This is a genomic window from Amycolatopsis sp. WGS_07 (genome assembly GCF_045278895.1).
Taxonomy (GTDB): Bacteria; Actinomycetota; Actinomycetes; order Mycobacteriales; family Pseudonocardiaceae; genus Amycolatopsis.
The window spans coordinates 4,917,318-4,941,899 of sequence record NZ_CP136053.1 but is presented as its reverse complement, the minus strand read 5'-3'; the positions used below and the strand labels follow the sequence as shown (position 1 = coordinate 4,941,899).

At 69.2% G+C, this 24,582-nt stretch carries 26 protein-coding genes and 2 pseudogenes; 18 read left to right on the top strand and 10 right to left on the bottom strand.

The genetic code is table 11. From position 1 onward, the window contains the following. The first annotated feature begins 39 nt into the window (after nucleotides 1-39). From RPX00_RS23380 to RPX00_RS23360, 5 genes are read left to right on the top strand one after another with little or no spacing between them, the layout of a single operon-like run. Nucleotides 40-873 (top strand): putative RNA methyltransferase, encoded by an 834-nt coding sequence (locus tag RPX00_RS23380; protein ID WP_406642451.1) that lies wholly within the window; start codon nucleotides 40-42, stop codon nucleotides 871-873. Then, nucleotides 870-1,397 carry an N-acetyltransferase family protein gene (locus RPX00_RS23375; protein ID WP_406642449.1) on the top strand — a complete coding sequence of 176 codons (528 nt, stop codon included), beginning with the start codon at nucleotides 870-872 and terminating at the stop codon, nucleotides 1,395-1,397. The genes RPX00_RS23380 and RPX00_RS23375 overlap by 4 nt, the downstream gene beginning before the upstream one ends. A gap of 11 nt (nucleotides 1,398-1,408) precedes the next feature. Continuing rightward, nucleotides 1,409-2,695: an O-acetylhomoserine aminocarboxypropyltransferase/cysteine synthase family protein gene (locus RPX00_RS23370; RefSeq protein WP_406642447.1), complete on the top strand. Its 1,287-nt coding sequence runs from the start codon at nucleotides 1,409-1,411 to the stop codon at nucleotides 2,693-2,695. After that, entirely contained in the window at nucleotides 2,692-3,168 is a 477-nt protein-coding gene (locus RPX00_RS23365) for a CoA-binding protein (protein WP_406642444.1), read from the top strand. The genes RPX00_RS23370 and RPX00_RS23365 overlap by 4 nt, the downstream gene beginning before the upstream one ends. A gap of 30 nt (nucleotides 3,169-3,198) precedes the next feature. Beyond that, the gene (locus RPX00_RS23360) at nucleotides 3,199-3,699 is read left to right on the top strand and encodes a DUF6228 family protein (protein ID WP_406642442.1); all 501 of its coding nucleotides are present in this window, start codon (nucleotides 3,199-3,201) and stop codon (nucleotides 3,697-3,699) included. On the opposite strand, the gene RPX00_RS23355 is transcribed toward RPX00_RS23360, so the two are convergent. Genes RPX00_RS23355 through RPX00_RS23345 form a run of 3 tightly spaced genes read right to left on the bottom strand, consistent with a single transcriptional unit; the run spans nucleotide 3,692 to nucleotide 5,002 of the window. After that, a complete protein-coding gene (locus tag RPX00_RS23355; RefSeq protein ID WP_406642440.1) occupies nucleotides 3,692-4,513 on the bottom strand; it encodes a class I SAM-dependent methyltransferase in 822 nt (273 codons plus the stop codon). The genes RPX00_RS23360 and RPX00_RS23355 overlap by 8 nt on opposite strands. Next, the gene (locus RPX00_RS23350; protein ID WP_406642439.1) at nucleotides 4,510-4,836 is read right to left on the bottom strand and encodes a VOC family protein; all 327 of its coding nucleotides are present in this window, start codon (nucleotides 4,834-4,836) and stop codon (nucleotides 4,510-4,512) included. Before RPX00_RS23350 ends, RPX00_RS23355 begins: the two co-directional genes overlap by 4 nt. Before the next feature lies 1 nt (nucleotide 4,837). Beyond that, a complete protein-coding gene (locus tag RPX00_RS23345; RefSeq protein WP_406642437.1) occupies nucleotides 4,838-5,002 on the bottom strand; it encodes a ribbon-helix-helix protein, CopG family in 165 nt (54 codons plus the stop codon). Nucleotides 5,003-5,072: 70 nt separating this feature from the next. Between RPX00_RS23345 and RPX00_RS23340 the strand changes: the two genes are divergently transcribed. The 3 genes from RPX00_RS23340 to RPX00_RS23330 all read left to right on the top strand — a co-directional run bounded on the left by RPX00_RS23340 (nucleotide 5,073) and on the right by RPX00_RS23330 (nucleotide 7,705). After that, nucleotides 5,073-5,249, top strand: a complete 177-nt coding sequence (locus RPX00_RS23340; protein ID WP_167441866.1) for a hypothetical protein — start codon at nucleotides 5,073-5,075, stop codon at nucleotides 5,247-5,249. A gap of 138 nt (nucleotides 5,250-5,387) precedes the next feature. Further along, on the top strand, nucleotides 5,388-5,720 hold the full coding sequence (locus RPX00_RS23335; protein WP_370939475.1) for a type VII secretion target: 333 nt from the start codon (nucleotides 5,388-5,390) through the stop codon (nucleotides 5,718-5,720). Beyond that, on the top strand, nucleotides 5,717-7,705 hold the full coding sequence (locus tag RPX00_RS23330; RefSeq protein WP_406642435.1) for a hypothetical protein: 1,989 nt from the start codon (nucleotides 5,717-5,719) through the stop codon (nucleotides 7,703-7,705). The genes RPX00_RS23335 and RPX00_RS23330 overlap by 4 nt, the downstream gene beginning before the upstream one ends. Nucleotides 7,706-7,750: 45 nt before the next feature. Here the strand turns inward: RPX00_RS23330 and alc are convergent, their stop codons facing one another. Next, nucleotides 7,751-8,770, bottom strand: a complete 1,020-nt coding sequence (alc, locus tag RPX00_RS23325; RefSeq protein WP_406642433.1) for an allantoicase — start codon at nucleotides 8,768-8,770, stop codon at nucleotides 7,751-7,753. Nucleotides 8,771-8,774: 4 nt separating this feature from the next. After that, nucleotides 8,775-10,103 carry an allantoinase AllB gene (gene allB, locus RPX00_RS23320; RefSeq protein ID WP_406642431.1) on the bottom strand — a complete coding sequence of 443 codons (1,329 nt, stop codon included), beginning with the start codon at nucleotides 10,101-10,103 and terminating at the stop codon, nucleotides 8,775-8,777. Nucleotides 10,104-10,211: 108 nt separating this feature from the next. Between allB and RPX00_RS23315 the strand changes: the two genes are divergently transcribed. From RPX00_RS23315 to RPX00_RS23285, 7 genes and pseudogenes are all read left to right on the top strand, one after another. Next, nucleotides 10,212-10,688: a helix-turn-helix domain-containing protein gene (locus RPX00_RS23315; protein WP_406642429.1), complete on the top strand. Its 477-nt coding sequence runs from the start codon at nucleotides 10,212-10,214 to the stop codon at nucleotides 10,686-10,688. A 92-nt stretch (nucleotides 10,689-10,780) separates the two neighbouring features. Further along, nucleotides 10,781-11,266 carry a 2-oxo-4-hydroxy-4-carboxy-5-ureidoimidazoline decarboxylase gene (gene uraD, locus RPX00_RS23310; protein ID WP_406642427.1) on the top strand — a complete coding sequence of 162 codons (486 nt, stop codon included), beginning with the start codon at nucleotides 10,781-10,783 and terminating at the stop codon, nucleotides 11,264-11,266. After that, nucleotides 11,263-11,580 (top strand): hydroxyisourate hydrolase, encoded by a 318-nt coding sequence (gene uraH / locus RPX00_RS23305; RefSeq protein WP_406642426.1) that lies wholly within the window; start codon nucleotides 11,263-11,265, stop codon nucleotides 11,578-11,580. Before uraD ends, uraH begins: the two co-directional genes overlap by 4 nt. 1 nt (nucleotide 11,581) lies before the next feature. Beyond that, a complete protein-coding gene (pucL, locus tag RPX00_RS23300; RefSeq protein WP_406642424.1) occupies nucleotides 11,582-12,472 on the top strand; it encodes a factor-independent urate hydroxylase in 891 nt (296 codons plus the stop codon). 25 nt (nucleotides 12,473-12,497) lie between these two features. Next, nucleotides 12,498-13,843 (top strand): annotated as a pseudogene (locus RPX00_RS23295) (nucleobase:cation symporter-2 family protein). Then, nucleotides 13,840-14,440 (top strand): annotated as a pseudogene (locus RPX00_RS23290) (TetR/AcrR family transcriptional regulator). The pseudogenes RPX00_RS23295 and RPX00_RS23290 overlap by 4 nt, the downstream one beginning before the upstream one ends. A 46-nt stretch (nucleotides 14,441-14,486) precedes the next feature. Continuing rightward, nucleotides 14,487-14,837 carry a twin-arginine translocase TatA/TatE family subunit gene (locus tag RPX00_RS23285; protein WP_406642422.1) on the top strand — a complete coding sequence of 117 codons (351 nt, stop codon included), beginning with the start codon at nucleotides 14,487-14,489 and terminating at the stop codon, nucleotides 14,835-14,837. Nucleotide 14,838: 1 nt separating this feature from the next. Here RPX00_RS23285 and RPX00_RS23280 read toward each other — a convergent pair whose 3' ends face one another. Next, entirely contained in the window at nucleotides 14,839-15,525 is a 687-nt protein-coding gene (locus RPX00_RS23280) for a DUF998 domain-containing protein (protein ID WP_406642420.1), read from the bottom strand. A gap of 163 nt (nucleotides 15,526-15,688) precedes the next feature. Here RPX00_RS23280 and RPX00_RS23275 point away from each other — a divergent pair, with 163 nt between their 5' ends. Next, nucleotides 15,689-17,137 (top strand): FtsW/RodA/SpoVE family cell cycle protein, encoded by a 1,449-nt coding sequence (locus RPX00_RS23275; RefSeq protein WP_406642417.1) that lies wholly within the window; start codon nucleotides 15,689-15,691, stop codon nucleotides 17,135-17,137. On the opposite strand, the gene RPX00_RS23270 is transcribed toward RPX00_RS23275, so the two are convergent. Continuing rightward, entirely contained in the window at nucleotides 17,067-18,404 is a 1,338-nt protein-coding gene (locus tag RPX00_RS23270) for an 8-oxoguanine deaminase (RefSeq protein ID WP_406642414.1), read from the bottom strand. The genes RPX00_RS23275 and RPX00_RS23270 overlap by 71 nt on opposite strands. A gap of 63 nt (nucleotides 18,405-18,467) precedes the next feature. Next, nucleotides 18,468-20,366 (bottom strand): molecular chaperone HtpG, encoded by a 1,899-nt coding sequence (gene htpG / locus RPX00_RS23265; RefSeq protein WP_406642413.1) that lies wholly within the window; start codon nucleotides 20,364-20,366, stop codon nucleotides 18,468-18,470. 132 nt (nucleotides 20,367-20,498) lie between these two features. Between htpG and RPX00_RS23260 the strand changes: the two genes are divergently transcribed. Next, nucleotides 20,499-20,918, top strand: coding sequence for a nuclear transport factor 2 family protein (locus RPX00_RS23260; RefSeq protein ID WP_406642411.1), 420 nt, complete (start codon nucleotides 20,499-20,501; stop codon nucleotides 20,916-20,918). Nucleotides 20,919-20,935: 17 nt separating this feature from the next. On the opposite strand, the gene RPX00_RS23255 is transcribed toward RPX00_RS23260, so the two are convergent. After that, nucleotides 20,936-22,132, bottom strand: coding sequence for a DUF6986 family protein (locus RPX00_RS23255; protein WP_406642409.1), 1,197 nt, complete (start codon nucleotides 22,130-22,132; stop codon nucleotides 20,936-20,938). Then, entirely contained in the window at nucleotides 22,132-23,706 is a 1,575-nt protein-coding gene (gene aceB / locus RPX00_RS23250; protein ID WP_406642407.1) for a malate synthase A, read from the bottom strand. The genes RPX00_RS23255 and aceB overlap by 1 nt, the downstream gene beginning before the upstream one ends. Nucleotides 23,707-23,814: 108 nt before the next feature. Here aceB and RPX00_RS23245 point away from each other — a divergent pair, with 108 nt between their 5' ends. Continuing rightward, nucleotides 23,815-24,579 (top strand): IclR family transcriptional regulator, encoded by a 765-nt coding sequence (locus RPX00_RS23245; RefSeq protein WP_406642405.1) that lies wholly within the window; start codon nucleotides 23,815-23,817, stop codon nucleotides 24,577-24,579. The last annotated feature ends 3 nt before the right edge of the window (nucleotides 24,580-24,582 follow it).

The window sequence follows — 24,582 nt, the reverse complement described above, 5'->3', positions numbered from 1 at the left end:
AAATGTCCGGTCAGGCAACCTCGTGGTCGAATACGGTCCATGTCTTTGCCTGATCGGGTGATCGAAGCGCTGCGCTGTTCGGTGTGCGCGGAGCCGGTCTCGCTGACCGGCCGGACGCTGCGCTGCGCACGGCGGCATGCGTTCGACCTGGCCCGGCAGGGTTACGTCAATCTCCTGCACGCGCGCATCCCGGCGGGGACGGCCGACACCGCGCCGATGGTGGACGCGCGGGCGGCGTTCTTGTCCTCCGGGGCTTACGCGCCGCTGGCCGACGCGGTCGCTTTCGCCGGTTCTGGCGCTGGGCTGATCATCGACGCCGGTGCCGGGCCGGGCTATTACCTCTCGCGGGTGCTGGACGACTCGCCGGACGCGGTGGGGCTGGCGCTGGACGTGTCCGCGATCGCGTTGCGACGGGCGGCGCGGGCGCATTCGCGGCTGGGGGCGGCGGTGTGGAACCTGTGGGAGCCGTGGCCGGTGGGCGACGGGGTGGCTTCGGTGGTGCTGGACGTGTTCTCGCCGCGGAACGCTTCGGAGTTCCACCGGGTGCTGGAGCCGGGCGGGAAGCTGGTGGTGGCGTCGCCGTTGCCGGGGCATCTGTCTGAGCTGGGGGATCTGGTGCTCGCGGTGGACTCGCGGAAGGAAGAGCGGCTCGAGGCTTCGCTGGGCGGGTTGTTCGCCCGGGAGTCTGGGGTGGAGGTGGTCCGGACGCAGGCGTTCAGCGCGGAGCAGGTGCGGGATGTGGTGGCGATGGGGCCGGCCGGGTTCCACCTGGACCGGGACGGGCGGCGGGAGCGGCTTGCGGGGGTGGAGGGGCGAGAGGTGACGCTTGCTGTTTCGGTGAGTGTGTGGCGGAAGCGGGACGACGTGTCGTGAGGGGAACCCTGCCGGAGGCCCGGATACGCCCGGCTGGGCCGGGCGACGTCGCGGCGATCTGCCGTTTCGGCGAGATTCACATCCCGCCGCATTACACCCCTCTGATCGGCGAAGCGGCCGCACAGCGCCAAGTCCGCCATTGGTGGAACGAAGCGCACATCTCCGCGGCCGTGGCCGACGAGCGAGTCGTCGTCGCCGAAGCCGACGGGCAGGTCGTCGGGGTCGGGCAGCGCGGACCGGACCATGTCATCTACAAGCTCTACCTGCATCCGGAGCACCGCGGCTACGGACTCGGCCCGCGACTGCTCGACGCCCTCGCCCGGCAGCTCCCGCCGGACGTCGGCGTCCTGCGCATCGAACATTTCGCCGCCAACGAGCGGGCCGGGGCGTTCTACGAGCGAGAGGGCTTCGCGGTCGAGCGGATCGAGCCCAGCTCAACCGGGGATCCGGCGCTCGCGGTGGTCTGGCGCTCCCGCCGGGTCACTCTTCGGGAGGAATGGCCGCCGCCCCCGAAGCTGAGTTAGCGTGGCGCTCGATGAGCGAACGTACCTGGGGCTTCCGCACCCGCGCCCTGCACGCCGGCGGCACTCCCGACCCCACTACCGGGGCCCGTGCGGTGCCGATTTACCAGACGACCAGCTTCGTGTTCGAGGACGCGGCCGACGCGGCCAATCTGTTCGCGCTGCAGAAGTACGGGAACGTCTACAGCCGTATCGGCAACCCGACCGTCGCGGCGTTCGAGGAGCGGGTCGCGAGTCTCGAGGGGGCCATCGGCGGGGTCGCGACGGCCAGCGGGCAGGCGGCAGAGTTCCTCACCTTCTCGGCGCTCGCCGAGGCTGGCGATCACATCGTGTCGGCCGCCGGGTTGTACGGCGGGACGGTCACGCAGCTCACCGGGACGCTCGCGCGGTTCGGCGTCGAGACGACGTTCGTGCACGGCGACACCGAGAAGTACGCCGAAGCGGTCACCGACCGCACGAAGCTGATTTACACCGAGGTCATCGGCAATCCCAGCGGCGGCATCGCGGACCTCGCCGGGCTGGCTGATCTCGCGCATTCGCACGACATCCCGCTCGTGGTCGACGCGACGCTCGCCACGCCGTACCTCTGCCGCCCGATCGAGCACGGCGCGGACATCGTCCTGCACTCGGCCACGAAGTTCCTCGGCGGGCACGGCACGACGCTCGGCGGGGTGGTCGTCGAGGCGGGGACTTTCAACTGGGGCAACGGAAAGTTCCCCCGGATGACCGAGACCGTCGACAGTTACGGCGGGCTCAAGTACTGGGAGAACTTCGGCGAGTACGCCTTCTGCACCCGGCTGCGCGCCGAGCAGTTGCGCGACATCGGCGCGGTGTTGTCGCCGCATTCGGCGTTTTTGCTGCTGCAGGGCGTGGAAACGCTGCCGCAGCGGATGGACGCGCACGTCGTCAACGCGCGGGCGATCGCGGAGTACCTGAACGCGGACCCGCGGGTCGCGTGGGTGTCGTACGCGGGGCTGCCCGATCATCCGGACCACGAGCGGGCCGCGCGGTATCTGCCGCAGGGGCCGGGAGCGGTGTTTTCGTTCGGGGTCAAGGGCGGGCGCGCGGCTGGCGAGAAGTTCGTGGAGTCGGTGGAACTGTTGTCGCACTTGGCGAACGTCGGCGACGCGCGGACGCTGGTGATCCATCCCGCCTCGACGACGCACGCGCAGCTGTCCGAGGATCAGCTCGCCGCGGCTGGCGTCGGCGCGGACCTGATCCGGCTGTCGGTCGGGCTGGAGGACGTCGAAGACCTCATCTGGGACCTCGACCAGGCCCTCGGCAAGGCGGTGAACGCGTGAGTTACGACGTCGGCGCGGTCGAACGGCGGCGGCTGCTCGGCCGCACGAAATCGGTGACGGTCGTGGGCGCGTCGGCGAATCCGGCGCGGCCGAGCTACTTCGTCGCGACGTATCTGCTGTCCTCGACGCGGTACGAGGTCAACTTCGTGAACCCGCGCCTCGACACGCTGCTGGGGCGGCCGGTGTACCCGTCGCTTGCCGACGTCCCGGGCGAACTGGACCTGGTGAGCGTGTTCCGCAAGCACGACGATCTCCCCGGCGTCACCGAGGAGGTCATCGAGGCGGGCGCGCGGACGCTGTGGCTCCAGCTCGGGCTGTGGCACGAACCGGCGGCGGACCGGGCCCGCGAGGCGGGGCTGGACGTGGTGATGAACCGCTGCGTGAAGATCGAGCATGCGCGCTTCGCCGGCGGTCTGCACCTCGCCGGGTTCAATACCGGGTTGATCAGCTCGCGGCGGCAAACAGCGCCGTAAACCGGGTGCTGGCCTGGGTACGGTTGGCTAGTGAACGTGAACCGCCCCGAGGTCGAGACGGCCCGGCTGGACGATCTCGAAGTCGTGTTCCGCGGCGAATCAGTCTCGGTGCGGTTCGGCGAACGGCGTGCCGCCGTCCATCACCTGGACCGTCGGCTGTTCTTTACCGTCCGCGCGCAGGCACCTGGGCTCGACGCGCGACTGGAGGGCGTCACCAACTACGTCACCGGACGTGGCCTCGCGCGCTTCCTCGACGGTCTCGACTTCCGCGGCTGGGAAGGCGAGCGACGCTGGGTCAACGCCGACCGGGACCTCATCGTCTCGGCGACGTTCCGCTCCGGCGGGCACATCGACCTGGCCTGGACGCTCCGGCCGTGGCGACGCTCCGTCTACGGCGAGTGGAAAGCCACCGTCACGACCACGATGGAGGCGGGCGCGGAGAAAGACGACCTGGCTGCCCAGCTCCACGCTTTCCTGACCGCCGAAGGGTTTCCCGTCGACTATTACGAGAGCGACAACGAGTTCAGCTGACCGTCGCGACCAGGAACTCCTCCCCCGACGTCTGCGGCCCGTCCGAACGTCCGGGCAGATAGCGCTCGGTCAGCTCGGCCGCGCTGACGTGCTCGACGTCCGGGAAACCGCACTCCCGCGCGAAATCCAGCATCTCGTCCGGCGCGAAGAAGCTCACGAACGGCGTCCCGGACGCCTTCGCGCCCTTCATCGCCGCCGCCCGGGCCGCGCGGTCGGGCTCGTCGAGGTACTCCTCCGGCAGCTGGAACGTCATCGCCACCACGGTGCCCGGCGCGAACCCGGCGAGCGCGCGCAGCGTCGCGGCGTTGGCCTCGCGGGTCAGGTACATGCTGACTCCGGTGGACGCCACGACCGCGGGTTTCGCCAGCTCGAAACCGTTGGCGGCCAAGCGTTCCGGCCATTGCTCGCCGGCTTCGAAGTCGACCGGCACGAACCGGTGCGGCGCGGGCAGCCCGAGTTCGGCCAGCCGTGCCCGCTTCCACTCCTGCGTGCCGGGCCGGTCGATCTCGAACACCCGCACGCCCAGCTCCGGCTCGCGCTGCGCGAACGTGTCGAGCCCGGCGCCGAGCAGGACGTACTGCTCGACCCCGCGTTCGCGCACCAGATCCTCGACAAACCGGCTGCGCAGCGCGATTCCGGCGCGGAACCGCCGGGTGAAATCGAGGTCCATGTCCGGCCGGGACCGCCAGTCCGGACCGGGGTCCGCCAGCCGGAGGCCGATCTCGTCGGACAGCGCGTGCGGCGGCGGGTCGGCGAGCACGTGCAGCGCACGCCACAGCGCGACGCGCACCGCGGTGTGGTCGGGCTCGCTCACTTCGGGGCTCGCAGCTGCCAGATCCTCCCGTCCGGATCCCGCACGGTCATCTCGCGCGTGCCGTAGTGGGTGTCCTCGAACGGGGCGACGACGTCGAGTTCCGCGTCGACCGATTCGTCCGGCACCGCCACGACCACGCTCGTCCGCGGCTCCTGGCTTTCGGGCACCTCGGCCACGAACACCGGCACGCCGTCGCCGTTCGAGAGCTGGCCGGAGTTGTGATCGGTCTCGAAGTCGAGGGTGAAACCGATGCGCTGCAGGAACTTCGCGGTCTTGCCCCAGTTGTGCGTCTCCAGGAAGAGCGTGGTGATGCCTTCGCTCATTTCAGCCGTCCTCTCGTGGTTCGGGCGGAGCGTCGAGATAGGCCCGCAAGGCCGCGGTGACCAGCGCGGACAGCGACTGCTCGGTCTCGATCGCCCGGTACTTCACCTGCTTGATCAGCTCGACCGGCAGGTAGACGTTGAATTGTTTGACCTCTTCACCGGCCATGCCTAGAATGCTAGCAACCTAGGAGGCGACGGGCAAGGCCGGGCGGCGGCCGCCGTGAGAAGGTGGAGGCATGGCGAAACCCTCCGGGCTGCAGATCAGGAACATCATCGCCGCCGTCCTGATGGCCGCGGCGTTCGTGTTCAACCTGGTGACCGGCGGCCCGTGGTGGGTCACCGCGATCGTCGGCGTCGCGGCGCTGCTGTCCTCCTTCTCCGCCTACCTGAACCGGCCGAGCGCCCGGGGCTGACCCGCCAGGGCAACCCCGCCCGGACGCTCGGGCAGGAAGGGCGTCTCGTTCAACCTTCGTCCGCACGGACGTCGCCTCCGGTTCAGCCGCCGCTGCTCTACTCGGCGCGGCCCGATCGCGGCAGGCGAAGGAGTGTTGGTGGCAGGGAACGGCTTCACCGTCCATACGGACGAGTTGCACAAATTCAGCGAGTATCTGGACAAGACCACCGTGCCCACGGTGAACGACTCCGCGAAGGCGGTGGACGACGCCAACGGCGGGGACATCGACGCGTTCGGCGTCGTGCTCGCACAGGTGCTCGCCATTCCCGCGCGGATCGCGCTGAAGGTCGTCTCCGACAATCTGCACGGCGTCGCGAAGGACGTGACCGACAGCGCGGACAAGACGCGCCAGGCCAGCGAGCAGTACAGCAAGGGCGACCAGGACCTCGCGAAGGCGTTCGACAAGTTCAAGCCGGAGCAGGTGAAATGACCGGCGTCGAACCCATCACCGACAAGAACAGCACCACCGGCGCGGGCGTCGCGGACAGCTGGCACAGCGTCGTCTCGTCGATCCAGGAGATCCAGCACCTGCACGGCGGCGACGCGGCCGCGGTCGGCGTCGAGATCGGCGTGTCGATCGTCGGCGCGGTCGCGGACACCGCCGCGTTCGTCATGGACCCGTTCGGCAAGCTGATCGCGGCCGGGCTCGGCTGGCTGATCGAGCACATCTCGTTCCTCAAAGAGGGCCTCGACAAGCTGGCGGGCGACCCCGCGGCGATCAACAAGATGGCCGAGGAACTGCACAAGACCGCCGAGAACCTGCGCAACGCGGCGAAGGACCTGGACACCACGCTGCAGAAGACGGTCGCCAACTGGCAGGGCGAAGGCGCCGAGGCGTTCAAGAAGAACATCGGCGACCGGCGCGGCCAGATCGACAGCGCCGGGCACGCGGTCGACGCCGCGGGCTACGTGGTCAAAACGACGATGGCCCTGGTCTCCGTGGTGCGCTCGCTGATCCGCGACCTGATCACGACGTTCCTCGGCGACGTCATCGCGACGATGCTGATCGCGCTCGCGATGGCGGCGTTCACGTTCGGCGCGTCGATCGTGGTCGGAGTGGGCAACGTGATCCGGTCCGGGATCTCGCTCGCGCTGACGATGGCGTCCAAGATCGCCAGGGTCGTCGGCCTCGGCGGGCGGACGGCGAGCCGGCTGGCGCAGCTGGCGGAGAAGGTCAAGCCGAACCGGGGCGGCGGCAGCACGCACGGGGGCGGCAGCACGCACGAGATGACGGACCTTCCGCCCCGGCCGGGAAGCAGCGGGAGCGGGGGCAGCGGCGGGAGTGGCGGCAGCGGGGGCAGCGGCGGTCACGGCGGGAACAACACTCCGCATGAGGACACGCCTGGTGGCAACAACCATCACGAGGACACTCCAGGCGGGAACAACACCCCGCACGAAGACACCCCGGGCGGCAACAACCACCACGAAGACACCCCCGGCGGGAACAACACCCCGCACGAAGACACCCCCGGTGGCAACAACCACCACGAGGATCCGCCTGGCGGCAACAATAATCCGCACGAAGACACTCCCGGCGGAAACAACAATCCGCACGAGGAGCGGCCGAACAACCAGCCGCACGAGGACGATCCGTTCGACACCTGGCTGGCCGCGGACCAGCACTTCAACCCGCCGCCCAACCGCCCGCACGACACCCCGGGCGGCACCACGCACCACGAGGACGCCCCAGGCGGAAGCAACCACGACAACACGCCAGGCGGCAACTCCGGCCACGACAACTCCCCTGGCGGAAGCAACCACCACGAGGACCCGCCGGGCAACAACACCAACCACGAGAACACTCCGGGTGGCAACAACCACCACGAAGACACCCCCGGTGGAAACAACACCCCGCACGAGGACACGCCTGGCGGCAACAACCATCACGAGGACCCGCCCGGCAACAACACCAACCACGAGAACACCCCAGGGGGCAACAACAATCCGCACGAGGACACCCCGGGCGGGAACAACCAGCACGAGGACAACCCGGGCGGCGGCAACCACGACAACACCCCGGGCAACAACGGCGAACACACTCCGCCCGCCCCGCCGCAGTCGCCGTTCAAGCCTTACGAATTCAGCTGGATGAAGAAGCACGAAAGCTGGCTCAACACGGTCTGCAACATCCCCGCCGTCCAGAAGTACACCGGCGGGATCAACGTGTGGGACCAGATCGTCAAGGGCCCGGACAAGTTCTTCCAGCAGTACCCGAAGATCTATCCGTTCCTGAAGGGCCTCGCCGACGCCAAGAGCAGCAAGAACGCCGTCGGCTGGGTCGGCAAGGACGCGGTCAACTTCGACAAGGCGATCACCGACATCCAGATGCAGGCGGACGAGGCCTGGAAGACGTCGGACGAGGAATGGCGCAAGGAGCACCCGGACCCGGCCGCCGAAGGAAGCGCCGCGGAGTAAAGCCAGGAAGGGCCCCTTGAGTCGCGAGGGGCCCTTCCAGAGAACTCAGCCGGAGGTCTCGGCGAACCGCGACGTCACCGCTTCCCGGCCGCGTTTGCTCAGTTCGCCGAACAGCCGCAGCCGGGCCAGGCCGCCGTCGGGGTAGATGTCCAGGCGGATTTCGGTCACCTCGGGGCCGTCGTCGGCGAGGGCGAACCGGTGCCGGGTGTCGGGTTGCAACCTGGTGCGCGGCAGCAGTTCCGCCCACTCGCCCTCGTCCAGGCGGCCGCTCACCGAGGCCCAGCCGGGCGCGTTTCCCTTGAGGTTGCTCGTGTCCAGCTCCACGAACCGGACCAAACCCGCGCCTGCCAGCCGGACCGTCGCCCAGTCGTTGCCGTCGTCGCGGCGGCGGGCGGTTTCCCAGCCTTCCGCCTGGTGCGCGGCGAGGCCCGGGGAGAGCATGTTGTTCGGCGACGAATAGAACATGTCGCTGCATCCGGTGACGACCGCGCCGTTTTCCAGCGCTGCCAAGTCGAGCGAGCGCGGGTCCAGCAGCGCGGGGTCGGGGACCGGCGAGCCGTGCACGCGCAGCCGGGCGACGCCGCCGTCGGGGTGCTGGGTCAGGCGCACGTGGGTGTAGCGGCGCGGGGACGTCACCTTGTAGTAGTTCTCCGAGTCGCCGACCGCCGGTTCGTGGTCGACCAGGACGTCCCAGTCCGCGTCCTGCAGTTCGGCCGCGCTCGGGTAGCCGGGCACGGACGTCGCGGCGACGGACACGTACGGCGGGTAGTTGCCCTTGAAGAACGCCGTGTCCACCACTACCCCGGACACCACGCCGCCGAGGCCGAGGCGGACGAGGGCGTGGTCGTCGCCGGGTTCGCGGTGCCGCCGGGTCTCCCAGCCGTCGTACACCTGGCCTTTCGGGCCGAACGTTTCGGCGCGGTGCGCCGGCCGCCACGGGTTGACCAGGTTTTCCTTTTCGGCGAACAGTTCGTCGGTCGCCCACATCACGGTGCCCCCGAACAGGCGCGAGGCCAGGTCGGGCTGGGTAGTCCACTCCGGACGGTCGGACACGTGCTCCTCCATCTCTTCAGCAATTGCCCCGGGTCAGCAGAGTCCCCCTCGGCTGGTCGCCGGTCACCGGCTCGCCGCGCAGCCACGTGCCGCGCACGACGCCGGCCAGCGGGCGCTGGTCGTACGCGCTCACCGGGTTGCGGTGGGCGAGCTTCGCGACGTCCACGACGAAGGCCTCGTCCGGCGCGAAGATGCAGAAATCGGCGTCACAGCCTGCTTCCAGTTTGCCTTTGCGCGTCATCCCGACCTGCGCGGCCGGACGCTCGGCCATCCAGCGCACGACATCGGCAAGGCCGAAGCCGCGCTGCCGAGCCTGAGTCCAGATCGCGGGCAGGCCGAGCTGGAGGCTGGAGATGCCGCCCCAGGCGAGACCGAAATCGCCGGTGTCAAAGCGTTTCAGCTCCGGAGTGCACGGCGAATGGTCGCTGACGATCGTGTCGATCACGCCGTCGGCAAGACCCTGCCACAGCAATTCCCGGTTCGCTGCCTCGCGAATCGGCGGACAGCACTTGAATTGCGTTGCCCCGTCCCGGATTTCCTCCGCGATGAACGAAAGGTAGTGCGGGCAGGTCTCCACCGTCAGCGCGACGCCTTCGCGACGGGCGCTGGAAATCAGCGGCAAAGCGTCCGAAGAGGACAGATGCAGCACGTGCGCGCGGGCACCGGTGCGGCGGGCCGCTTCGATCACGTGCGTGATGGCCAGGTTTTCCGCGCCGCGCGGGCGGGAACCGAGGAAGTCCTGGTACTTCTCGCCGTGCGGGTCGGGCGCCGCGTCGATCGCGTCGGAATCCTCCGCGTGCACGATCATCTGCGCGTCGAACGATTTCAGCTCGCGCAGCGCGGATTCCAGGCCGGCCGCGTCCAGCGGAGGGAACTCGTCGACGCCGGAGTGCAGCAGGAAACACTTGAAGCCGAAGACACCTTCGTCGTGCAGACCGCGAAGATCCCCTTCGTTGCCGGGAATCGCGCCGCCCCAGAACCCGACGTCCACATGCACCCGGCCGCTCGCCGCCTTGCGCTTGACCTCCAGCGCGGCCACGTCGACCGTCGGCGGCAGGCTGTTGAGCGGCATGTCCACGATCGTCGTGACGCCACCGGCCGCCGCCGCGCGCGTCGCGGTCTCGAAGCCTTCCCACTCGGCCCGGCCGGGGTCGTTGACGTGCACGTGCGTGTCCACGAGACCGGGCAGCAGCACCTCGTCCTCGTCGAGGTCGACGACCCGCGTGCCCGGCAGGTCCACGACGCCCGGCTCGACCGCGACGATCCGGCCGTCCCGCACGCCGATCGTCGCCGGTCCCGGACCGGCCGGGGTCACCGCACGCGCGGCCCGCACCACGAGGTCCATCGACGGCATCCTCCAGTTCCACGTTACGGAAAGAGTCTTTCGCTCACCGAGATTAGACACGTCCTTCCCGGCTCGTCAACGCCGTCCCTACCACGTTACGGTCACCGGGTGGAGTTGGAAGCCGAGTTCACCAGCGAGCCGTTCCGCGGCGAGGGCGCACCGCCGGAGCACGCCGTGCGCGCCCGCGACGCCGCCGACGCGGCCGGGCTCGACACCGACTTCGGCCCGCTCGGCACGCTGGCCCGCGGCCCCGCCGACGACCTGTTCGCCGCGCTGCCCTCCATCGCCCGCGCCGCCCTCGAAGGCGGGGCCACCCGGGTGACGCTGCAACTGCGCCGGACCGACGATTCCGACACCGTTCCGCCGGTCGAACTCAACAGCGCGCTGTCGCGATTGATCGCCGACGTGGAACGCGAACTCGGCTCGAAACTCCGCGAACTCGACCGCCCGGAAAAACAGCGCGCGGTCCGCCTGCTGCGCGAGCGCGGGGCCTTCAACCTGCGGAAATCGGTTTCGGCCGTCGCCGAGGAACTGGGCGTCACGCGGTTCACGGTCTACAACTACCTCAACCGGGAAGCCGACTGAAACAGGCTCGGGCGACGATTCAACAAAGTGTTGACGCACGCTCGGCCCGCCCGTACGGTCAGCGGAACACCACCTCCCCGGAGGAGATTCCGTTGCCGCTCGCACTCGCCGAGTTCAACTCCGCATCCGCCGCCGAACTCCGGCCGACGCTCACCGCCTGCCTGGCCGTGCCGCGCTGGGTCGACACCGTGCTCGCCGGCCGCCCGTACGCCGATTTCGCCGCGCTGAGCAAGAGCGCCGACAGCGCGACCCCGTTGCGGCGCAACGAGATCCGCGACGCGATCGCCGCGCACCCGAGGATCGGGGAACGCCCGACGAGCAAGGGCAGCGACGCGGACTGGTCGCGAACCGAGCAGTCCGGAGTGGACAACGCGGACGAGTTCGCCGCCGCCAACGCCGAGTACGAAGAACGCTTCGGGCACGTCTTCCTCGTGTGCGCCAGCGGCCGCAGCGGAGAAGAACTGCTCGCGAACCTGCGGTCCCGGCTCGGCAACGACCCGGAGACCGAACTCGACGTCGCCGGCGCGGAGCTGGCCAAGATCGCGCAACTGCGCCTCGCGAAAGCGGTAACAGCATGAGCCTCGTGACTACCCACGTCCTTGACACCGCGACCGGGAAGCCCGCGGCCGGGATCGCAGTCCGCTTCGAGCGCCAAGACGGCACGCCGGTGGCCGAAGGAGTGACCGACGACGACGGCCGCATCCGCGACCTCGGCCCGGACACGCTCGTGCCCGGGGTGTACCGGCTGATCTTCGACACCGGGAGCTACCTGGGCCCGGAGGCCTTCTTCCCCGAGGTCACCATCGCCTTCCGGATCGTCGACGGCACCTCGCACCACCACGTGCCGGTGCTGCTGAGCCCGTTCGCCTATTCCACCTACCGCGGGAGCTGACATGGGAATCTCGTTGGGCCCCAACCAGTACGGCAAGGCCGAGGTCCGCCTCGTCACCGTCCGGCGCACCGGCGGCGTGCACCACCTGCGCGACCTCACGGTGTCCTCGGCCCTGCGCGGCGACCTGTCGGCCACGCACCTCACCGGCGACAACTCCGCCGTGCTGGCCACCGACACGCAGAAGAACACCATGTACGCGTTCGCCAAGCAGCAGGACGTCGGCGAGATCGAGGACTTCGCGATCCGGCTCGGCAGGCGCTTCGTGGACACGCAGGAGAAGATCACCGGCGCGCGGATCTCCGTCGAAGAGCGGGAATGGGACCGCATCACCGTGGACGGCGCGCCGCACGACCACTCGTTCAGCAGCTCCAGCGGCGAGCGCCGCACCACCACCGTCACCGTGCAGGGCGATCGCGCCTGGGTGGTGTCCGGAGTGGACGGTCTCACCGTGCTCAAGTCCACCGGGTCCGAGTTCCACGGCTACCCGAAGGACGAGTACACCACCCTCGCCGAAACCGACGACCGCATTCTCGCCACCGCCGTCACCGCGCGCTGGCGCTATGAGGGATTCACCGGGATCGACTGGGCCAAGAGCCATCGGGAGATCCGGCGGACGCTCCTGGAAACGTTCGCCACCAAGCACAGTCTTTCGCTGCAGCAGACCCTGTACGCGATGGGCGAAGCCGTGCTGCGGGCGCGACCGGAGGTAGCCGAGATCCGGTTCTCCTTGCCCAATAAGCACCATTTCCTCGTCGATCTAAGCCCCTTCGGCCTCGAGAACCACAACGAGGTGTTCTACGCCGCCGACCGCCCGTACGGCCTCATCGAGGGCACGGTGGTCCGCGACGAAGCCGAAGAGCCCGGCCCGGCCTGGACCGACGCCGTGCTCTAGCCCCGAGTCCCCTCCGGGAGAGCGCATGTCAGTTACACAGGAACGACCTTCTCGGCACCCCGTGGACGCGGCGCCCCCGCTGCCGCAGTTGATCCTCGGAGGAATCCAGCACGTCGCGGCCATGTACGCCGGAGTGGTGGCGCCACCGCTCGTCATCGGCGCGGCCGTCGGCCTCTCCCCGGCCAGCTCGCGCTGCTGATCAGCGCGGCGCTGTTCACCGCGGGACTGGCCACCCTGTTGCAGACCCTCGGCTTCTGGCGTTTCGGTGCCAGGCTGCCGCTGGTCAACGGCGTCACTTTCGCCGCCGTTGCCCCGATTCTGTCCATCGCGGCGCAGCATCGCGACGGCAACGCGCTGGGCGTCGTGTACGGCGCCACGCTCGCCGGTGGCGTGTTCGTAGTGCTCGCTGCTCCGTTTTTCTCCAAGCTGACGCGGTTTTTCCCGCCGGTGGTGACGGGGACGGTCATCACGCTCATCGGGATTTCGCTGCTGCCGGTCGCCGTGCAGTGGATCGCCGCGCAGCAGAAGTCGGCCAAGCCCACCGGGCTCGTGCTGGCCGGGATCACGCTGGTGGCGGTGCTCGTCTTCACCCGGTTCCTGACCGGGTTCTGGAGCCGGATCGCGCTGCTGCTCGGCCTCGTCGTGGGCACCGCGGTGGCGTGGCCGCTCGGCCAAGTCGACACGTCGACCCTGCGGCAGGCCCCAGTGTTCGGCATCGTGTCGCCGTTCCACTTCGGCACTCCGGCGTTCGACGTCGCGGCGATCGTCTCGATGCTCATCGTGATGCTGGTGGTGATGGCGGAAAGCACCGCCGACCTGCTGGCGCTCGGCGAGATCGTGGACCGGCCGACCACCAGCCGCGTACTGGCCGACGGCCTGCGCGCGGACGGGCTCTCCACCGCCGTCGGCACGATCTTCGGCGGATTCGCCTGCACGGCGTTCGCGCAGAACATCGGCCTCGTCTCGCTCACCCGCATGGTGAGCCGGTACGTGGTCGCGGCCAGCGGCGTGGTGCTCGTGCTGCTGGGCGTCTTCCCTGTGACCGGCGGGATCGTCGCGCTGGTGCCGCAGCCGGTGCTCGGCGGGGCCGGGCTGGTGCTGTTCGGCAGCGTCGCGGTGAGCGGCATCCGGACGCTGGCGAAGGCGTCGTTCGAGCATCCGGTGAACGTCGCGATCGTCGCCGCGTCGCTCGGCGTCGGGCTGATCCCGATCGCCATGCCGGACTTCTACTCCGGGTTCCCGGCGGCGCTGCAGGTCGTGCTCAACTCCGGGATCAGCGCGGGCTGCGTGACCGCGGTGGTGCTGAACCTGGTGCTCCGGCCTCGCTTGATAGAACGCTCTACTGTCAAGGAGCTATCCTCGGTGTCGTGACAGGCACCAAGGACCGCATCCTCGCCGCCGGGGCGGAACTGTTCCGCCAGGGCGGGTACGCCGGCACCGGCATGAAGCAGATCGTCGAAAAGGCCGGCGCGCCTTTCGGGTCGGTGTACCACTTCTTCCCCGGCGGCAAGGAGCAGCTGGGCGAAGAAGTGGTACGCACCTCGGGGATGCAATACGGGCAGCTGTTCGAGGTCTTCATCACTCCGGCGCCGGACCTGATCACCGGCCTCGAAACGTTCTTCGCGGGCGCGGTGACCACGCTGCTCGACACGGATTACGTCGAGGGCTGCCCGATCGCGACCGTCGCGCTCGAAGTGGCGACCACGAACGAACCCCTGCGCAAGGCCACCGCGGACGTGTTCGAGGCCTGGACCCAAGCGGGAACCCGGGGCTTCGCCGCCTTCTGGGCTTCCCGAGGAGCAGGCCCGCACGCTCACGCTCGCCTTGGTCACCAGCCTGGAGGGCGCGTTCGTGCTGTGCCGGTCCATGCGGACGACCGAACCGATGGCGGTCGCGGGCGCGGCAGTGGTCGATGTCGCACAGCGGCTGCTGAACGAACTGGGTGACGACGGGAAACGACGCCCCTGACGCGGCTAAGCTGGGAGACAGCATCCGTGTCCGCAGGAGGTGGCCGGTGTTCGGTCTCAGCATCGACCACATCGTGATTCTGTTGCTCGCCGGGTTGTTCATCCTCGGCCCGGAGCGGCTGCCCGAAGCGGCGCGCTGGGTCGCTACGGGCTTGAAACGGGCTCGCGAGTTCGCCGCGGGCACCAAGGCCCAGCTCGAGACGGAACTCGGCCCGGAGTACCACGAGCTGCGGAAACCGTTGCAGGAACTGCAGTCCCTGCGGATCGGCAGCCCGCGCGCGGCCGTGACGCGGTATTTGCTCGACGACGCTCCCGCCAGCCCGGTCTCCGCTCCCGTCCCGGCTCCGGTTCCGTTGCGGGCGAACGAGCGGCCGCCGGTCGATCCCGACGCCACCTGAGCTACTCCGCCGCGCGCCACGCCCATCCGGCGAGCACCAACAGTTCGACCAGTTCCAATACCGCCATGAGCCGTTCCACGAGCCCGGTCGCGACGGTCGGCAGATGCTGGCCGAATGCGACATTGGCCGCGAACGGAATGAGAAACGGCAGAAAGAACGGCACCGCGGTCAACGCCAGAATACGCGACCAGCGGGCATAAACCCGCCACTTCGGCGTTTTCCGGTGCGCCCAGCCGAGCAGCCAGCCGGCCAGCGGCAAACTCACGCAACTGACCCCGGTCGCGCCGAGATGCACTTTTCCTACCCAGGTCACCGCATTCCCCTGCGGGTCCTTGGTGAACAACGCCACCGCCGCGAGCCCGGCGCACCAAGCAGTCATCGCGACCAGCGTCAGCAGCCCGCGCAGAATCCCCCGGCGGCGCAGGACCACGGCCACCACCACCGAACCGGCCGACGTCAGCAGCATCGCCGCCGCCCACATCCACCAGCCGGGCGTCCAGGCGTAGTCGCTGAGCATCGCGCTGACCGGGTCGATCGGACCCCAGTAGCGGTCGACGTGCAGCACCACCAGAAACGCCGCCGCGGCCAGCACCGCCACCACCGCGGCGCCGAGCGCGCGCTTCGTTCCCTTCGCCGACGGGGCTGGCGCCGGCACCTGAATCGGCACCGGGGTCAGTTCTGTCGCCACCGCACGTTCTCCGCTCGCCCGCCCGCTTTTCCGAAAGCATATCCTGGCTGTGCACTAGTCGCTTTAGGACTGTCCGACCGAATTGCCGAGCATTCTCAGCGTTCTGCCAGAAATCGTGACTACGCTCGCGCCCGTTCGCCTGCTTTCGAAAGACGGGAAATCCATGCCTGCCGCGCGCGGTACGGAATCGCGGCTGCTTCTGTTCGCGGTGGCGATCGTGTGGTGCGCGTTCCTGCTCGTAGACGCGAACGCACTGGGCCAGGTCACCGGTTCGACAGCGGGCTACGGCGCGTCGTTCGCCGCGGTGGCGGCGGTGGCGCACCTCGCGGTCCGGCGCTGGGCCCCGCACGCGGATCCGCTGATCCTGCCGTGCACCGTGCTGCTGAACGGCCTTGGCCTGGTATTGATCCACCGGATCGACCTCGGCCTCGCCGAACAGGCGGCGCAACGGGGAAAGCAGTACTCGGCCGTCGCCGGGCAGCAGGTGCTGTGGACGGTGGTGGCGCTGGCGTTGTTCCTGGCCGTGCTCGGATTCGTGCGCGACCACCGCGTGCTGGCCCGGTACGGCTATCTCGCCGGATTGGCCGGGATCGTCGCGGTCCTGCTGCCCGCGGTGCTGCCGTCGGCGCTGTCGGAGGTCAACGGCGCGAAGGTGTGGATCAAGCTCGGCCCGCTGTCGATCCAGCCGGGCGAGTTCGCGAAGCTGCTGCTGATCGTGTTCGCCGCGACGACGCTGGTGGCGAAACGGGAGCTGTTCCGGATCGCCGGGCGGAAAGTGCTCGGCGTCGAACTGCCGAGGGCGCGCGATCTCGGCCCGATCGTCGCCGCCGCGCTCGGCTGCGTCGCGGTGCTGGCGTTCGAGAAGGAACTCGGCGCCTCGCTGCTGTTCTTCGGGATCGTGCTGGTGATGATCTACCTGGCGACCGAGCGGGCGATCTGGGTGTACGCCGGGCTGACGGTGTTCGTCGGCGGGTGCGTGCTGGCGTATTTCCTGTTCAACCACGTGCGGCAGCGGGTCGCGAACTGGCTCGACCCGCTCGCGACCTACGACCAGCCGGGCGGCGGGTACCAGATCGCGCAGGGCTTGTTCGGCCTCGGCACCGGCGGCGTAAGCGGCACCGGCCTCGGTGCCGGACGGCCGGACATCGTGCCCGAGGCGAACTCCGACTTCATCACCGCGAGCCTCGGCGAGGAGCTGGGTTTCCTCGGGCTGGCCGCGGTGCTCCTGCTGTACCTGCTGATCGCCCTGCGCGGAATGCGGCACGCGCTGGCCGTCCGCGACAGCTTCGGCAAACTCCTCGGCGGCGGGCTTGCGTTCACGGTGGTGATGCAGATTTTCGTGGTCGTCGGCGGGGTCACGAAGCTGATCCCGGAAACCGGCATCACCGCACCGTTCCTGTCCAAGGGCGGTTCGTCACTGCTGGCGAACTACATCCTGGTCGCGCTGCTGCTGCGCATCTCGGACGCGGCGCGCAAGCCGAGCACCACGGCTCCGGCGCAGGCGGTGCGGGCGCCGTTGGCGGAGACGGGGACCGTACTGGTCAACCGGCCCGCAACCGGGCACTCGCCTCTGCCAGCTCGCCCGCGATCAGCCGCTCATCCGCCGTCATGAGCCGCCCCCGCTCCACCACCGTTCGGCCGCCCACGAACAGCCTCCGCAACGGCGGCGGAGCGGCCAGAACCAGCGCCGCGACCGGGTCGTCGATGCCCGCGTAGTTCAGTCCGTTCAGGTCCCACACCGCCAGATCCGCGAGCTTCCCGGCCTCCACCGAGCCCGTCTCGCGTTCCCGGCCGAGACAGCGCGCGCCGCCCATTGTCCCTAGCCACAAGGCTTCCCGGGTGGTCAGCGCGGTCGGCCCGCCGCGTTGCCTTGCCTGCAGCAGCGCCTGGTGCAGTTCCTCGGTCAGTCCGCCGGATTCGCTGGAAGCCGCGCCGTCCACGCCCAGCCCGACCGGCGCGCCCGCGTCGAGCAGGTCGCGTACGGGGGCGATTCCGCTGCCCAGCCGTCCGTTCGACGTCGGGCAATGCGCGGAGCCGGTGCCCGTCGCGCCGAAGCGGCGGATCGCGTCCGGTGCGAGGTGGACGGTGTGCGCGAGCCAGACGTCCGACGCCAGCCAGCCCAGTTTGTCCGCGTATTCAGCCGGCGTGAGACCGGTTTCGGCGAGGCATTGCTTTTCCTCGTCCCGGGTTTCGGCCAGGTGCGTGTGCAGCCGGACGCCCTTGCGCCGGGCCAGTTCCGCCGCGCCGGTCATCAGCCGCTCGGTGACGGTGAACGGCGAGCACGGGCCCGCCGCGATCCGCAGGTGCGCCTCCGGCGAGGCGTCGTGGTAGCGGTCGATCGCCGCCTCGGTGCCGAGCAGCGCGTCCTCGGCGGTCTCGACCAGGCTGTCCGGCGGCAGCCCGCCGTCCGATTCGCCGCGGTCCATCGAGCCGCGGACCAGGTGCAGCCGCAGCCCGATCCGCTCCCGCGCGGCGACGAGCGCGGCCACCTGGTCGCCGCCGCCGGCCGGGAAGACGTAGTGGTGGTCGGCGACCGTGGTGCAGCCGGACAGGGCGAGCCGCGCCATGCCTGCGGTGCCCGCGGCGTGCGTGATCTCTTCGTTCAGCTTGGCCCACACCGGGTACAGCGCGACCAGCCATTCGAAGAGCGTGTGGTCGGCGGCCAGACCGCGGGTGGCCCATTGGTAGAGGTGGTGGTGGGTGTTGACGAGGCCTGGGGTGACGAGACAGCCAGCGGCATCAACGCGTTCGTCCGCCTCACCAGCGAAGGCACCGTCGCCGACAGCAGCGATGCGGTCGTCGTCGATGACCACGTGGCCACTGCGGTATTCGGGGCCGCTGACGGTGGCGATCGCGGCGTGTTCGATGACTGTCCGCATGCGAACCTCCTCAAGCTCGTGAGCGGCAATCCCGGTGAGAACCGGGATTGCCGCTCACGACCGTCACAACGCCTTGGCCGCCCGATCCGCCACCAGCCCCAGGAACCGGCTCGGATCCTTCAGCTCGCCGCCTTCGGCGAGCAACGCCATCCCGTGCAGCAGCTCCGCCGTCTCGGCCAGCGAGGTGTCCTCCGGGTTCTCGGCGAACGCCTTGCGCAGACCGGTCACCAGCGCGTGCTCGGGGTTCAGCTCCAGAACCCGCTTCACCGGCGGCAGTTCCTGCCCCATCGCGCGGTACATCTTCTCCAGCGTCGGCGTCAGATCGCCCGCGTCGCCGACGATGCAGGACGGCGACGTGGTCAGCCGCGACGACAGCCGGACCTCCTTGACGGTGTCGGACAGCGTCGCCGACATCCACTTCAGCAGGTCTTCGTACTCGGCCTTCTGCTCGTCGCTCGTCTCGTCGCCGAGGTCGACCTCGCCCTTCGCGACCGACTGGAACGTCTTGCCGTCGAAGCCGCTCACCGAATCGGCCCACATCTCGTCGACCGGGTCGGTGAGGATCAGCACCTCGTACCCCTTGGCGCGGAACGCTTCCAGGTGCGGCGAGTTCTCGATCGTGGTGCGCGAATCGCCGGTCAGGTAGTAGATGTGCTCCTGGCCCTCCTTCATCCGCGACACGTAGTCGCGCAGCGAGGTGGGCTTCTCCGCGTGGTGCGTCGAGGCGAACGACGAGATCTCCAGGATCTGCTCCCGGTTCTCCGGGTCGTCGATCAGCCCCTCCTTGACCGCGCGGCCGAACTCGGACCAGAACGTCGCGTACTTCTCGGCGTCCTCGGTCATCATCGTCTTGACCGTGGAGAGGATCTTCTTCTCCAGCCGCCGCCGGATCGCCCGGATCTGCCGGTCCTGCTGCAGGATCTCGCGCGACACGTTCAGCGACAGGTCCGCCGCGTCGACAACGCCCTTCACGAAGCGCAGGTAGTTCGGCATCAGCGCTTCGCAGTCGTCCATGATGAACACGCGCTTGACGTACAGCTGCACGCCGCGCTTCGCGTCCCGCATGAACAGGTCGACCGGCGCGCGCGAGGGCAGGAACAGCAGCGCCTGGTACTCGAAGGTGCCCTCGGCCTGCATCCGGACCGTCTCGAGCGGGTCGGTCCAGTCGTGGCTGATGTGCTTGTAGAACTCGTGGTACTCCTCGTCGGAGACCTCGTCCTTCGAGCGCGCCCACAGCGCCTTCATGGAGTTGACGGTCTCCATGCCCGCAGCGTCGTCACCCCCGTCACCCGCAGTGTTCTCCTTGACCATCTGCACCGGCCAGGTGATGAAGTCGGAGTAGCGCTTGACGATCTCGCGCACCTTCCACGGCGACGTGTAGTCGTAGAGGTGGTCCTCGTCGTCGGCGGGCTTCAGGTGCAGCGTCACCGAAGTGCCCTGCGGCGCGTCGCCGAGGGACTCGATCGTGTAGGTGCCTTCGCCGGTGGATTCCCAGCGGACGCCCTCGTCGGTGCCCGCGCGCCGGGTCACCAGGGTGACCTTGTCGGCGACCATGAAGCTGGAGTAGAAGCCGACGCCGAACTGCCCGATCAGGTCCTGTCCGGCGGATTCCTTCGACTCCTTCAGCTTGCGCAGGAAGTCGGCGGTGCCGGATTTCGCGATGGTGCCGATCAGGTTGACGACGTCGTCGCGGCTCATCCCGATGCCGTTGTCGCGCACGGTGAGGGTGCGCGCCTCGGCGTCGAGGAGGATCTCGATGTGCAGGTTGTCGGTCTCCGCCCGCAGATCCTTGTCGCGGTACGTCTCCAGGCGCAGCTTGTCCAGCGCGTCGGAGGCGTTCGAAACCAGCTCGCGCAGGAAGATGTCCTTGTTCGAGTAGATCGAGTGGATCATCAGCTGCAGCAGCTGGCGCGCCTCGGACTGGAACTCCAGCGTCTCGACCGTCCCGGTTTCCTCAGCCATGGCTTTCGTGTTTCCTTTCCGCCCCTGAAAGACCGGCGTGAAGTCTACCGAGGAGGGACGACAGAACGAGCGGAGACCGCGAAGTCCGATTGCCGCCAGCAGTGCCGTCCCGGAATGGCGAGGCTGGCAGCCGTGACTGATCCCGCCGCCGTGCTCAACGGCATGTACCGAGCCGAAGCTGAGTATTTCGCCGCCGGTGGCCCCGGTTCGGCTTCTTTTGCCCCGCTGGCCCCGTATTTCGCCGAGGATGTCGTACTGCACCAGGCCGACGGACTGCCGTTCGGCGGCGCCTGGCGCGGCCACTCCGGGATGGAAGAGTTCTTCCTCGCGATGAGCCGGACGTGGGAGTCGTTCGAGATCGGCGAGCAGGAGTTCCTCGCCCTCGGCGCGACGTCGGTGGTGCGCACCCAGGTCCGCGCCCGGACCCGGGCGACCGGGCGGGAGCTGGAGTTCCCGATCCTGCAGACGCTCCGGATCGAGGACGGGCGGATCGCCGAGGTGTGGCCGTTTTACTGGGACACCGCGGCGATCGCGAGTGCCTGCGCGGGTTAGCAGGCACTCGCGATCGTTCAGGCTTGCCGCCGCGCGTACGCGTCCAGCCGGGCCACCTCGAAGGGCAGCTCCGACTCCGCCAGCGCCCCGCAATGGAACCCGCCGAGCAGATACCGGGCCAGCGCTTCCGCCGTGGCAGGCTCATCGAGCACTCCCCCGGCGGTCTTCGACGCGTAGTCCTGCAACCGCTTGGCCGCCGCCGGAGCACCTTCGCGGTAGAAGGCGTACGTCGCCGCGTACCGAGTCGGCAACTGATGCGGATGCAGGTCCCAGCCCTGATAGAAGCCGTTCTCCAGCGACCGCCGCACCAGCCGCAGATGCTCCTCCCACGCGCCCGGCAGGTCATCGCCCACCGGAAGCCGGTTGGTGGAACCGTCGGACAGCCGCACGCCCGTACCGGCGGCCGCGACCTGCATGAACTGCTTCGCGAAGTCCGCCGCCGGATGCGCCATGCTCTGGTACGCCGCGCTGATCCCGAGACCCGCGCTGTAGTCGTAGGTCCCGTAGTGCAGCCCGGAACACCGGCCGTCCGCGGCCTGGATGATCCGCGCCACCGAGACCGTGCCGTCGGTCGAAAGGATCGACTGCGCGGTCTCGATCTGCACCTCGAACCGCAGCGCACCGTCCGCCAGTCCGTACGCGGTTTCCAGCCGCCCCAACACTTCCGCGGCGACTTCGACCTGCTCGACCGCGGTGACCTTCGGCAGCGTCACCACGAATCCGTCCGGCAGCGATCCTTCGGACAGCAGCCCGGACAGGAACAGATCGAGCGTCCGGATGCCCCGCCGCCGCGTCGCGGCTTCGAAGCTCTTGAACCGGATTCCGACGAACGGGGTCCCGCCGGTGGTCGCGAGGGTGCGCCCGGCGGTCTCCGCGGCCGCGTCCTCCGCTTCGTCGCCGGGATGGCCGTAGCCGTCCTCGAAGTCGATGCGGAGATCCTCGATCGGCTCGGTGAGGAGCTTCTCGCGGACCCGCTCGGCCACCGCCGGGTCGAGGTTCAGCAGGTCGCCGTGTTCGACGAAGACCCGCATCGCCTGTTTGCCCCAGTCGGCGACCAGGCGCGTGCGGTACTGCGACGCCGGCACGTACACCGTGTGCACCGGACGACGGCCGGGAGACTCGCCGGGATACCGCGCCGCCACGCGCGCGTCGGCCTCGGCCAACCGCGCGTCGGCGGACTGGTAGACGTCCTCGGCGAGCCGTCCGCCGCCCATTACTGGATGTGCTCGTACGCCGGGAGGGTCAGGAAGTCCGGGAACTCGTCGGCCAGCGCGACCTGCTCGAACAGCTCGACCGCGGGCTTCAGCAGATCGTCGGAGACCTCCGCCGCCAGCTCGCCGCGGACGTCGGCGACGACGCCGCGCACCAGCTCCGCGGTGACCTTCTCGCCGTTGTCCAGCTGCGTGCCGTTCTTGACCCACTGCCACACCTGCGACCGCGAAATCTCGGCCGTGGCGGCGTCCTCCATCAGGTTGTGGATCGCCGCCGCGCCGTTGCCGCCCAGCCACGAGGCCAGGTAGCGGATGCCGACGTCGACCGCCGCGCGCAGGCCGGCCGCGGTGGCGCTGCCCGGCGTCGAGGCGACGTCCAGCAGCTGGTCGGCGGTCACCTGCACGTCGTCGCGGGTGCGGTCCAGCTGGTTCGGCTTGTCGCCGAGGACCTTGTCGAACTCTTCCTTGCAGAGTGCGACCATGCCCGGGTGCGCGACCCACGAACCGTCGAAGCCGTCCCCGGCCTCCCGCGACTTGTCGGCGTGCACCTTGTCGAAGGCGCCCTTGTTGACCTCCGGGTCCTTGCTGGGGATGAACGCGGCCATGCCGCCGATCGCGAACGCGCCGCGCTTGTGGCAGGTGCGCACGAGCAGTTCGGTGTAGGCGCGCATGAACGGCGCGGTCATGGTGACCGAGTTGCGGTCCGGCAACACGAACTTCTCGCCCGCGTCGCGGAAATACTTGATGACGCTGAACAGGTAGTCCCAGCGGCCCGCGTTGAGGCCGGAGGCGTGCTCGCGCAGTTCGTAGAGGATCTCTTCCATCTCGAACGCGGCCGGGATGGTCTCGATCAGCACGGTCGCGCGGACGGTGCCGTGCGGGATGCCGAGCGCCTTCTCCGCGTGCGTGAACACGTCGTTCCACAGCCGCGCTTCGAGGTGGCTTTCCATCTTCGGCAGGTAGAAGTACGGGCCCTTGCCGCGGTTGAGCAGCTCCTGGGCGTTGTGGAAGAAGTACAGGCCGAAGTCGACCAGCGCGCCGACGCCCTTGCGTCCGCCGAAGGTCAGGTTCCGCTCGTCGAGGTGCCAGCCGCGCGGGCGGACCACGATCGTCGCGTGCTCGACGTCCGGCTTCAGCTCGTAGTGCTTGCCGTTCTGGTCGAGCGTGATGGTGCCGCGTATCGCGTCGGACAGGTTGACCTGGCCGCCCACGACGTTCGCCCAGTGCGGCGTGTTGGCGTCCTCGAAGTCCGCGAGCCAGACCTTGGCTCCGGAGTTGAGGGCGTTGATGGTCATCTTGCGATCGGTCGGGCCGGTGATCTCCACGCGGCGGTCGCGCAGCGCGGCCGGAGCGCCGGCGACCTGCCAGTCGCCCTCGCGGACCTCCTTGGTCTCGGCCAGGAAATCGAGGCGGCCGGTGGTGCGGGCCTCCTCGCGCCGCTTGCCCCGCGCGACGAGAAGCTCGTCACGCCGCGCGGCGTACTCGTCGTGCAAGCCCGCCACGAAAGCGAGGGCTTCCGGCGTCAGAATCTCGTCCCCACGCTCGACAGACCCGCCGAGAACCTGGACCTCAGACATGCGCAACACCCCGAGTAGTGCTTTGGATAACGTCCCTACGGTTTTTACCTGACGGACTATAGTTTCTGCATAGCGGAACATCAATCGGGTCTGTGAGGAGGACCACTGGTGGCGGCTGAGAAGAGCGGACGAGACGGCGGCGTCCAGTCCCTGCAGCGCGCGTTCGAGCTGCTGGAGCACCTGGCGGACACCGGCGGCGAGGCCAGCCTGTCGGAGCTGGCGACCCTGTCCGGGCTGCCGATGCCGACGATCCACCGGCTGATCCGCACGCTGGTGTCGCTGGGCTACGTCCGGCAGAACACCAACCGGCACTACGCGCTCGGCGCCCGGCTGATCCGGCTCGGCGAGAACGCCAGCATGCAGTTCGGCGCGTGGGCGCGGCCGCTGCTGGTGGAGCTGGTCGAGGAGGTCGGCGAGACGGCGAACCTGGCGGTGCTGGAACGCGACGAGGTGGTGTATGTCGCACAGGTCCCGTCGAAGCACTCGATGCGGATGTTCACCGAGGTCGGACGGCGCCTGCTGCCGCACGGCACCGGCGTGGGCAAGGCGATGCTGGCGGAACTGCCCGCCGACGAGGTCGCGGCGCTGCTGGAACGGACCGGAATGCCCGCGTACACCGAGCACACCTTCACCGACGCGGACGCGCTCGCGGTGGAGCTGAAGAAGATCGCGAGCCAGGGCTACGCGCTCGACGAGGCGGAACAGGAACTGGGCGTCCGCTGCATCGCCGTCGCGATCCCCGGCGCGCCCGTCCCCGCGGCGGTCTCGGTGTCGGGCCCGTCCGGCCGGCTGACGGCGGACGCGGTGAGCCACATCGCGCCGGTGGTGCAGAAGATCGCGGACCGGCTTTCGCAGCAGCTGCCGGTTACTTGAGTT